This is a genomic window from Nocardia noduli (assembly GCF_019038455.1).
GTDB classification, from domain to species: domain Bacteria; phylum Actinomycetota; class Actinomycetes; order Mycobacteriales; family Mycobacteriaceae; genus Nocardia; species Nocardia noduli.
Genome location: NZ_JAFMPL010000027.1, coordinates 49,830 through 60,964, shown reverse-complemented (window position 1 = coordinate 60,964; position 11,135 = coordinate 49,830). Strand labels below are relative to the sequence as shown.

General features: G+C 64.7%; 9 protein-coding genes. 3 read left to right on the top strand and 6 right to left on the bottom strand.

Features of this window, described 5'->3' with window-relative positions; genetic code table 11:
* Window positions 1–369 precede the first annotated feature (369 nt).
* Window positions 370–822: a hypothetical protein gene (locus tag JZ792_RS17455; protein ID WP_216911521.1), complete on the top strand. Its 453-nt coding sequence runs from the start codon at window positions 370–372 to the stop codon at window positions 820–822.
* A gap of 2,296 nt (window positions 823–3,118) precedes the next feature.
* Window positions 3,119–3,379: a hypothetical protein gene (locus JZ792_RS17445; protein ID WP_216911520.1), complete on the top strand. Its 261-nt coding sequence runs from the start codon at window positions 3,119–3,121 to the stop codon at window positions 3,377–3,379.
* Between the two features lie 1,170 nt (window positions 3,380–4,549).
* Here JZ792_RS17445 and rsmG read toward each other — a convergent pair.
* The 6 genes from rsmG to rpmH form a co-directional block, all read right to left on the bottom strand.
* On the bottom strand, window positions 4,550–5,314 hold the full coding sequence (rsmG, locus tag JZ792_RS17440) for a 16S rRNA (guanine(527)-N(7))-methyltransferase RsmG (protein WP_216911533.1): 765 nt from the start codon (window positions 5,312–5,314) through the stop codon (window positions 4,550–4,552).
* Between the two features lie 169 nt (window positions 5,315–5,483).
* On the bottom strand, window positions 5,484–5,990 hold the full coding sequence (locus JZ792_RS17435; protein WP_232839489.1) for a Jag family protein: 507 nt from the start codon (window positions 5,988–5,990) through the stop codon (window positions 5,484–5,486).
* A 157-nt stretch (window positions 5,991–6,147) separates the two neighbouring features.
* Window positions 6,148–7,242, bottom strand: a complete 1,095-nt coding sequence (yidC, locus tag JZ792_RS17430) for a membrane protein insertase YidC (protein ID WP_216911519.1) — start codon at window positions 7,240–7,242, stop codon at window positions 6,148–6,150.
* A gap of 4 nt (window positions 7,243–7,246) precedes the next feature.
* The gene (yidD, locus tag JZ792_RS17425) at window positions 7,247–7,600 is read right to left on the bottom strand and encodes a membrane protein insertion efficiency factor YidD (protein WP_216911518.1); all 354 of its coding nucleotides are present in this window, start codon (window positions 7,598–7,600) and stop codon (window positions 7,247–7,249) included.
* Entirely contained in the window at window positions 7,597–8,061 is a 465-nt protein-coding gene (gene rnpA / locus JZ792_RS17420) for a ribonuclease P protein component (RefSeq protein WP_109522959.1), read from the bottom strand. Before rnpA ends, yidD begins: the two co-directional genes overlap by 4 nt.
* Window positions 8,062–8,082: 21 nt before the next feature.
* Complete coding sequence (rpmH, locus tag JZ792_RS17415) at window positions 8,083–8,226, bottom strand: 50S ribosomal protein L34 (RefSeq protein WP_071932098.1); 144 nt, start codon at window positions 8,224–8,226, stop codon at window positions 8,083–8,085.
* 661 nt (window positions 8,227–8,887) lie between these two features.
* Between rpmH and dnaA the strand changes: the two genes are divergently transcribed.
* Window positions 8,888–10,795, top strand: coding sequence for a chromosomal replication initiator protein DnaA (gene dnaA / locus JZ792_RS17410; protein ID WP_216911517.1), 1,908 nt, complete (start codon window positions 8,888–8,890; stop codon window positions 10,793–10,795).
* The last annotated feature ends 340 nt before the right edge of the window (window positions 10,796–11,135 follow it).

Below are 11,135 nucleotides of genomic sequence, written 5' to 3'. Positions count from 1 at the left end.
TGTTCTCGGCTCGACTCACCGAGCGTCCGTCTTCTCAGGGAGTCTCGCGGCTTTGGCGGGAGCCAGCATGGCGATCAAGCTGTACAACCGATCTCGAGAAGGACTCTGAGGCTCGGCGTCCTATCGATGATCAGCGCTGAATCGAACCGGGCGGCGGCCGGACTGGTCTCCGCCGACGTTGCTAAAGCCCGCGCACTCGGTGGCCCGTTGCCCGCGCTGTTCTCCGTTCCGCGGTGGATAAAGGTTGCAGACACAGTCGGCTGGCGCACCTTGGCGGTGATGGGGCCAGCCCACCGTTCAAGACCACGATCTTCTTTCCGCAGCCGAGGGTGCAGGTTCGCGAATATCTTCCGTGCACCGTGACATTTGGTGCATCGCTTCGTGGAAAGCCATACGTCGCGAGACTCCGAGTTTCACGTGAATCGCGCCGATCCTGAGATGGCTGGTCGAGAAACGCAGTGGGTCACGTTCGAGCTCATCACCGCCGCGTTCTGGAATTGGCTTCGTGTATTCGGATATTCAGGGCGGTGGCTGGTTCGCCAGTCCTCTTCGCGCACCGCCGATTGTTCGTCGTTGCGCTGCTACAGGATCAGTTCGAGTCGGATCTGCGGCAGTCAGCAAGGCGGTGCGTGCGGTCTGACGCTGCGCGGGGAGCCGCCACTGCACGGGGAGCCAAGGGTGCACCCCGGTGATGCGACCGTCCTGAAGGTCCTGTGCCTTGCCACCCCGGAAAACGATGACCAGAACGTGGGCGGAGGACAAGGGTCGCAGGTTCGTCGGATTCTGTGCGAGATCCGCACGATCGCCGAGCTGTATTCGTGATCGGCGTCGACGCGCTACCAGGCGAGCGTCTGGCGAACGGGTACGGTCGCCCTCCATACGTGCCGATATCGCAGGTGGATCCCGTGACGATCTCGATCTCGACCTCGATCCTGGTGCGTCCCCGTCCCCGTCGCAGTCAGCGGATACAGCCCATCAAGAGAACTCCTCCGAGTCGGCAAAGCTCCAGCGGAAGTCGAAGTCGGGTGATGGACGGTCCCGTGTCGGATGAAGACGATCCGGTGTCCGATACGCGATTCCCGAGCGTGGTCCGGACGTCGCCGACGAACACCCGCTGCTCTTCTCTCCAAAGGCGAACAGTTTGGCCCATCGCCATCCTGCGGGCCAGGTGGTCGAACACCCAGGAGCGAATTACCGTATCGGCGCTCCAGCGAGGCGCTGATCCCGGCGTCGTAGAACAACGAGATCGACGCGGTGGGAATCTCCTCGAGCGGTGTCTCGGAAGCGGGCCGCTTCGACGCAGCCGTCTTCTGTTCGCACAGATCGCTGGTCAACCATTCGAGGCTCTGCCACGCTTTTCGCATCACCGGCTCTTGCCCGCGAATACATCCAACGGTTGCCAGCGCGCTCAGCTGGCAGTACTGCGCACCCTCCGCCGGACGATCGCCTCGAACCGAACGGAGAAGCCAGCGGGAGCCATCCAACAGACACGGCGGGTGTGGAGTTACCTTCAATACGACAGATCGTCGGTCCGAAGACGGCTGACCGGCGCACCACCCCGAACTACTCCGGTCCGATCAGTCCTCGTCGACACACGCCGCGACGATTCTGTGCACCAATGAAATCGGAACCTCTGTCATCCGTTCCGACGAACCCATCGACCTCCACCCGATCGACAGGACCGCCAACGAGGGCCGAGTGGATTCGCTCGACGACGCGGTGAGACGTGTCGACGTTGCCACGCAGACTGTCGGCTTCTACCCGTTCACCTGAAGTCCCGAGTACCGCGACCGGCTCGCGGGTTACAGCGCCCAGCGCATCTCCCAGCACTCGACAGGTGCTCGGTTTCACGTGGATCATCCACCGATCAGATGTCCGGAGTCGTTCGGAAGCCGAACGAGGGGGAGTGGTGCACAACGGGAGTCGCATGATGAAGCGCGGTCGATATCCCATCGCCGAACGGTCGGATCATCGCGCTTCCACGGCGGCGGACCGGCCACCCGGCTTCCAACTCCGGCACCCGAACCACAGCGGCTCCCGGTACCAAGAATTCTGGTGCCCACACCTCCGCAATGACTCCTCCGCAACCTGACCCGGCCGTTGCATGCCGCCCAGATGTAAATCGTCGACACGCCACCTGACCGTGATGGGTGACCTCTACCTGTTGTCGGTGATCGTGATGACCCGCCCGCAAGACATGCCGCCCGCCGGGGCGGTGCTGCGTCCGTGCCGGTGGCTTTCGGAGATGACACCAACGCGTTGGATTCATCGACAACACCCCCTCGAATAGATACGGCCTTCACCGCATACCGTCACCACGTCGCGTAACCGCATCACCGTCACTCGCGGTCTTCGTCACCGCGCTCGGTAGCTGCATCCCGAAGCCGCGTTCGGCGACGGCACCTCGGCAACCCCATCTCTGGATGACCGCGTTCCATGACCACCCACGGACACATGTTTCACGGGAAACCACGACCGACTGAAGCGCGGCAGAGGGAATCCGGGAGTGGCCCACACCGCGAATCGTCGATCATTCAGCGTCCACCGGCGGTATTGGTATCCGTCGTACCTTCATCTCAGAATCGGGAATCGCACCCTGCCATCGACCAATAGGCCCAATCCAGTATCCGGCTGGGCGGCGTCGTCGCAATCGTGACCAACCGATCACGATCACTCGCTCACACGCTCAGCCGTCCAACACCTCGGCCCTCATGCTCCCCGGTGAACTCACATCTGAACCAGCTATAGCGAGCGCCGAGCGCGCGCACCCCCGGCGCCGAACGACTCAGCGTCACCACCCCGCCCGGGTTCTGCAGGATCACCCCCGCCTGTCCTGCTCTGTCAGTCACCACCATCGCCTGGCACACCCAACTACACCGGCGTACCCCGGTCAGCCCGATGCCCACCTCAGCCCGATGCCCATCCGACCGACCACCTTCACATTGCCGACGTCGACCCAGCCATGCCAGCCCAACTGGGTGGCGCGGTCGCCCAAAATCCGAGAGCTACCGCAACGGGGGAATCGACCACTGCCACACGGTCTCGAAACCGGGTGCCGGCCACTGACCAACGTCCGCCAAGACGCGCCAGCCAACTGCTTCTGCCATCCTCCCGGCGGATGGCGGACCGGCGGATGGCGGACCGGCGGATGGCGGACCGGCGGATGGCGGACCGGCGGATGGCGGACCGGCGGATGGCGGACCGGCGGATGGCGGACCGGCGGATGGCGGACCGGCGGATGGCGGACCGGCGGATGGCGGACCGGCGGATGGCGGACCGGCGGATGGCGGACCGGCGGCAGCCTCCGGCTGCGCCGTTCAGCAAATTTATCCCGAGCGATTGGGTACGCGCAGAGTCGGCGGATCCAGATCCGAACTGACAGCATCACTTGCCGAGAGCGATCCAGGCGATACTCCGGAAAGCGCGGAGCTGAAGGCTTCACTGCTCGGCCGGTCGAGCAGCGGCATGCTTGCGGGGCAGAGGGCAGTACGGCCGTGGGGGCGAACACCGCAGTCGCACGTACAGCTGCCGACGGCCTACGACGACGTTCGCCTAACCCCCGCGGGCCAGAACACCCTTCCCCCCTCCGCGGCGGGATCGACGCTTCGGTCGACGGGATGCGCGTCGAGGGTTCACCCCCTCAACACGCGACGCCTATTCTGCGTCACGCTACAACGGAGCTCGCGCCACAACGGAGCTCAGCGCGAGAATCGAAGTTGATCAGAGACTTCCGGATTCCCCAAGCTGTGACAGCACCAATCGGACCATCGCCGTCATCGACTCACTCGCGGCTGGCTGCTGATCGCCATCGACGGCACGCACGGCCCACGGTTTCGGCTCAGCAGGCAGCCGCTGGATCTCGCGACATTCGGCGCTCGGGGAACCCGGCGTTCGCGTCAGGTCGCGCGGGGGAGAGTGACGGCATCCCTACTTCGGGAATGCCGGCCCGATTCATACGGACCTTTCGGTAGCACCGCACAGCTGTATGCCCCGGTTCGCCACACACCTGATCCCGCACTCCAGACACCTACCCGTCCTCGATCGGCGACGGAGATCCGGGCAACAGGTCGAGACAAGTGCCATGACGGTCGAAGTCCTCGCATCGAAAAGCCGAGATACGAATTCGTTCGACGTCAGCTGAATACTCCGGAAGACACGTCAGAAGCCCTGAGAGGAACAGCAGCCGTGGTTCCGCTGACCGCCACGCACCGCTCATCCCACTCACGCACCAACATGCCGCGCATGTATTCACCACCGAACTGCGGGCGGTCAGCTGCGCGACGCCCGACAACGTGTACTGGATGGCGGCTCAGCATCCCTCACGGGCGCTGATCGGACTACGCCCATCCGACGATCTCACTTCACACACGAAACGCATGAACCGCGAGCGCCGAGTCGTCCTCGGCCGCACCACAACCGACCCAAGTACCACGCGAACCCATTAACCGTTGTTTCACGGGAAACACAGGACGTCACGGGAGACAGCGCCCGAGATGAACGCACAGCCACCCCCATCAGATCGTCTACGCGATCCCTCGAACTCGATCCATCAACTCGACCCCTCGCGACGCCCCTTCGCGACCTTGCCTCGACGACCCGAGCCACCCTCCCCACGACGGTGCGCCCCCCGCTCCGAGCGAGGGAGCCGGATCGCACTGATCACGACCGTCGGCGTCGACGCGACACCGGCGCCACATTGGAGGACTTCCGCATTGCCGGCGCCAGCACGAGCCAATGCCTCGCCGTCACGCTCCAATTCCTCTGCGGCACTGGCACCTTTCAGGGCAAGCATGCGTCCGTGGTCCCGCAGGAGAGGGAGGGACCACCGGGCGAGTTTGGCGAGGGGGGCCACGGCGCGGGAGGTGACGACATCCGCGCCGCCCGCTTCTTTCATCACTCCGGATTGTTCGGCGCGGCCGCGGACGACGGTCACGTCCAGCCCGGCCGACTCGATGAATTCGCTGAGGAAGATGGTCCGACGGAGGAGTGGCTCGACCAGGGTGATCCGAAGATCCGGTCGGGTGATGGCGAGCGGGATGCCGGGCAGTCCGGCACCGCTGCCGATATCGACGACGGTCGCGCCTTCGGGAATCAATTCGCCGATGACAGCGCAGTTGAGAATATGGCGATCCCAGAGTCGCGGAACCTCCCGGGGGCCGATCAGTCCGCGCTCCACCCCGGCGCTGGCCAACGCCAGGTAGTACCGGCGGGCGATCTCCAAACGGTCGCCGAAGATGACGGCGGCCTCGGCGGGTGGTTCCGACTCGGCAGACAATGCGGCGCTTCCATCGAGATCTCGTTCCACGTGAAACATCCCTTCCCAGCTCGAGTCGATCACAGGCATACCTCCGATGACGAAATTCCGCAGCCGGGGAACGGGCCGATATCAGATATGGAGAGGGCCTCCGATCCGAAGACCGGAGGCCCCTCCACTCAATTTCGTCAGAGTGACGAAATTCGTCCACACCGAGAGTCATACGAAATCAGGCTGGAACAACGACCACGTGACGGTTCGGCTCCACGCCTTCGCTCTCGCTGCTGACACCCTCGACGGCCGCGACCGCGTCGTGCACGATCTTGCGTTCGAAGGGGGTCATCGCGGCGAGCGGTTCCGCCGCGCCGGATTCCAGCACCCGCTGGGCAGCGGCGGTACCGAGGGCGCTCAGTTCCTCGCGACGCTTGGCCCGCCACCCCGCCACATCCAACATCAGCCGACTGCGGACACCGGTCGTCTGCTGAACGGCGAGGCGGGTGAGTTCCTGCAGCGCGTCCAGCACCTCGCCGTTGTGGCCGACCAGCTTCGACAGATCGCGGCCGCCGTCGATGCTCACGATTGCACGATCACCCTCGACGTCAAGATCGATATCACCATCGAAATCCAAAACGTCGAGTAACTGCTCGAGGTAATCGCCGGCGATCTCGCCCTCTTCGATCAGGGCTTCCTCGGCGTCGTTCGCGACGTCGTCGGGCTCCGTCCCGGCGTTCACCATCGTCGTCGCCACTGTGGCGTCCCCTCCGTCGGTCTCAACAGTCATTTGATTTCCTTCATCTGCTCGTCACGCACGCCTGGCGACCGCCGCCCGGTGGTACGCGATCAAGGGGTTGCTCAGGGAATCAGCGGGCCTCGCGGGCCGGGCCGATCAACGTTCAGCGCCGCCGCTTCTGGTTGGCGCGGCCCCGATTGCCCGGACGCTTCTGGCCACCGGGCCTGCGCTGTCCGGACGGGCGGCTGACGTTCTTCGCGGTGCCGTTCGTCGAGGGCTCCGCCTGCTCGGGCACATCGTCGACGGGGACGTCATCGGTGACCGCCGTGTCGGATTTCTTCTTGGTGCTGACCGGTTTCGCACCCGGTTTCGGTGCGTTCTGCGCTCGCAATTCGAGCTTGGCCTGCTTCTTCTCTTCTTCTTCCTTCGCCATCCGACCGAAGACGAGATGCTGCTGCCCGTAAGTCCAAATATTGTTCGACACCCAGTAGAGCAGGATCGCGATGGGCAGGAACGGACCACCGACGAGCACACCGAGCGGGAAGACCCACAGCGCGAGCTTGTTCATCATCGCGGCCTGCGGGTTCGCGGCGGCCTCGGGAGTCTGACGGGCGACGGAAGCGCGGGCGTTGAAGTGGGTCGCCAGACCGGCGATCACCATCAGCGGAATCGCGACCAGCGCGATGCTCAGCTTGGACGGGATGCCGCCGTAGTCGGCGAAGGCCTGGAGTTCCGCGGTGGGGGTCGTGATGAAGGCCGAGATCGGTGCGCCGAAGATGCGGGCGCCGAGGAAGGACTGCACATCGGCCGCGCTGAAGACATAGTTCGCGGTATTGGCATTCTGCTCGGGCGACATTCCGAGCTGACCGAATCCATGGCCGGTCCGGTTGAACGAGCGCAGGACGTGGAACAGACCGATGAAGACCGGCACCTGGGCCAGGACCGGCAGGCAGCCCATGAGCGGGTTGAAGCCGTTGTCCTTCTGGAGCTTCTGCATCTCCAGCGCCATCTTTTGGCGGTCGTTCTTGTATTTCTTCTGCAACTCCTTGATCTGGGGCTGCAATTCCTGCATCTGCTTGGTGGTGCGGACCTGCTTCACGAACGGCTTGTACAGCAGCACGCGCAGCGTGAATACCAGGAACACCACGGCGAGTGACCAGGTGAGTCCGTTATCCGGACCGAGGCCGGGGATGGCCGCGAAGACTCGGTGCCAGAACCACAAGATCCAGGACACCGGGTAATAAATGAAGTCGAGCACGGCTCTATGCACTCCCGTCGTTCGTGTCGCCGATCACCGCGCGCGGTGATCCTTTACAAGCGTGTGGTGCCGAGCCCACAGGGTCGGCGACCGCCTCGTTCCGGTCGCGTCCGCGACGCTCCGGAACGGGGTCCCACCCACCAGGGTGCCAGGGCGCACATTTGGCCAGTCGCACGACCGTCAATCCGAGGCCGACGACCAGCCCACGGGTGCGTAGCGCGGTGACCGCGTATTCACTGCAACTCGGGGTGAAGCGACAGACCGGCATCCGCGTGGGGGAGACATAGGTCCGGTACAGCTCGATGAGGAATATCAGCGCCCGCGCCGGTAGCCGACCGAGGGTCGCGAGAGCGCTCACGACCGATCACCCGACCCGCGGGTCGTATCGAGTGTGCCCCCGGGGTACTCCGAGGGGAGCGGCGACACGTCGAGTTTGCGCAGCGCGCCCCGGATCTGGCGGAGCAGCTCGGCCGAATCGGCGTCGGCCGCACCGGGCAGTGCCCTGATGACGACGTCGGCCTCAGCGGTGAGTTCCGGAATCACCTGGGCGCACATATGACGCAGGCGGCGGGCCACCCGGTGTCGTATCACCGCGGGGCCCACCGCCTTGCTGACAATCAATCCGAACCTCGGTCCGCCGATGCGCACCATCGATCCGGCGACTACCGGATCGCTGTTTCGTCCACTCGCGCCGACGAATCCGTCGTACCCGTGCACAAGCGCGTGTACGACCAGATCTCGTCTCCCGACTCGCTGGCCGCGGCGCACCGTCCGGGAGAAGTCGGCACGATGATGCAACCGATACGGCTCAGGCAACACCCGAGCGTCCGAAAGCGAGGATCAGGCAGTGAGTTCGGAGCGGCCCTTACGGCGACGCGCCGAAACGATGGCGCGACCCGCACGGGTCCGCATCCTGAGGCGGAAGCCGTGAACCCGCGCCCGACGACGGTTGTTCGGCTGGAACGTCCGCTTGCCCTTGGCCACGGTCAACACTCCTCGAGTTGTTGGGCACCCTACGGTGCCCGAAGCTTTGTCATTGATATGCGCGACGAATCGCTTGGTAGGTCATCCTCGGCGCGCGTCGGTCCTGGCGCACAGTCGGTCGTCGAACCAACAGTTCTCGAACCACACCGGCGATCCGTCGCTAGGACAGAGCCAGCACAGAACCGCCACCGCACCAAGGGGTGACTGTACGAGGGTACTGACCGTCCCTCGGAGGGTCAAACTCGGCCCACCTGTCGGGTTCGCGGCCCGACCTGCGCGGTTCCATCGAGGAGGGGCCGACACCGGCCCCGCGATGGTGAGTTCGTCCACACCCCTGTGCGTACGCTACCGGAAGGGCCACTCAGCGTTGCCAAATGTTTGCCGAAGAACCCCTGGTACAGGCCTTTCACATGCCGAATCCACGACAGATCCGGATTTCCCCAGGGTTGTCCACATCTGTGGATAATTGTGTGGAAAGACCCCTGGAGTGGCATATTCGTAGGGCCGACGGCGCCCACGCCGCCGCCCGTAACCGGGGGAACCGAGCAGAGACCGACCCGGTTTCGGTTGTACGCGGGATCACCATATCGACCATCGACGGTAGATGTCCGCGCACCCCGGCCGTCTGCTCCTATCGACCTACTTCCGGGGAGGAAACTGCATGGACGACGAGCAGAACGTGTTGGCCACGGTGTGGCCCGAGGTGATCGCCGAACTCACCACCGGTTCTGCCGACGGGGCAATCCCCGCGGTGACACGCGCGCAGCAGGCCTGGCTGAAACTGGTCAAACCGATCACTGTCGCCCAGGGCTTCGCACTGCTTTCGGTCCCCTCGTCGCTGGCCCAGGAGGCCATCGAACGCGATCTGCGCGAACCGATCCTGCGCTCGCTGGGCAGGCGGCTCGGGCCCCAGGTCGAAGGTCTCGGGGTGCGCATCGCCGCACCGGCGACACCGACGCCCGACCGGCCCGGCGCCAACCCCCGGCACGCGAGGATGACGAGCAGGCCCGAGCGAGCACGCGAGACACCCCGCGCTCAGGGCGGCGAATTCCCTGGTCGCGGCGATTACGGAACACCGCGCTACGCCGCTCCCGCCGATTACGTCCCTACGCCGGAGTATCCGGGCACCCGCGAATACGCCCAGGCGCCCGAGTACTCGCCCGCTCAGGAATACGCGCCCGCGCCGGAATACCCGGTGGACGACTACCCGACGAACACCTACCAGGTTCCGCCCCAGCTCGAGTACCCGGGAGCGGGCGGCTCGGAGGGACATCCGCCGCAGCGTCGCGACGGCGGACAGCCATCCCGCCCCGGCCCGGCCGGACAGGAATCGCTGTTCTCGCCCGAAACCGGACCGATGCGGATGGCCGCGCGCTCGCCGGTACGCGAACACGACGACGATCAGGCCGTCACGGCCGCACACGACTCGGTCCGCGAACCGGAACCGTCTCCGCGCGGCGACGAAGAGCCCGTGGTCAGCGTCCGCAACTCCTGGCCGACCTATTTCAACAAGAGCCAGGAGTCCCCGCAGTCGTCCTCCTCGGCCAGCCTGAACGCCAAGTACACGTTCGAGACCTTCGTCATCGGCGCGTCCAACCGGTTCGCGCACGCGGCGGCGGTCGCCATCGCCGAAGCACCGGCGCGCGCGTACAACCCGCTGTTCGTCTGGGGCGCTTCCGGCCTCGGCAAAACCCATCTGCTGCACGCGGCGGGGCACTACGCACAGCGGCTTTTCCCCGGTATGCGGGTGAAATACGTCTCCACCGAGGAATTCACCAACGACTTCATCAACAGCCTGCGTGACGACCGCAAGGTCGCGTTCAAGCGCAGGTATCGCGAAACCGACATCCTGCTGGTCGACGACATCCAGTTCATCGAGGGCAAGGAAGGTATCCAGGAGGAGTTCTTCCACACCTTCAACACCCTGCACAACGCCAACAAACAGATCGTCGTCTCCTCGGATCGTCCGCCGAAACAACTGGCGACGCTGGAGGAACGACTGCGGACCAGGTTCGAATGGGGCCTGATCACCGATGTGCAGCCGCCGGAGTTGGAGACCCGCATCGCGATCCTGCGCAAGAAGGCGCGGATGGACCGGCTCGATGTGCCGCACGACGTCATGGAGCTGATCGCGAGCCGGGTCGAACGCAATATCCGCGAACTCGAGGGCGCGCTCATCCGGGTGACCGCGTTCGCCTCGCTCAACGGCCAACCGCTGGACCTGCCGCTGGCCGAGGTGGTGTTACGCGATCTGATGCCGGAGACGGCGGCGCTCGAGATCAACGCGGCCACGATCATGGCCGTGACCGCGGAGTACTTCAACACCACGCTCGAGGAACTCACCGGCCCGGGTAAGGCCCGTCCGCTGGCCCAGGCGCGTCAGATCGCGATGTACCTGTGCCGCGAGCTCACCGACCTGTCGCTGCCGAAGATCGGCCAGGCATTCGGCCGCGACCACACCACGGTGATGTACGCGGAGAAGAAGGTCCGCAAGGAGATGACCGAACGGCGCCGGGTCTACGACCAGGTTCAAGAACTCACAGCCCGAATCAAGCAACGCTCGCGCTGATTTCCACTAACACCCCCTGCACCGCCCCTGACCAGGGGCGGTGCTTTTTTGTGGGTTGTGGATTCCTCGAGGAATTCCTGTGGATTCCTCGAGGAATCCACCGGTTGTGCACCGATTCGTCCACAGGCAGGGGCGTCGGCGTCGTACACAGGACTCACAGGCAGTAGTCCCCAGCTTCCACAGCCGAATCCACACACAGGCACTGACCAGGCGATCTGGGAAGTTGTGCTTGTGGATTCCTCGAGGAGTCCCTGTGGACTCCTCGAGGAATCCTCGAGTTGTCCACGGTTCGGTGCACATGTGTGCACAACCGGGTGAATATGGTGGAACAACTCGAGGA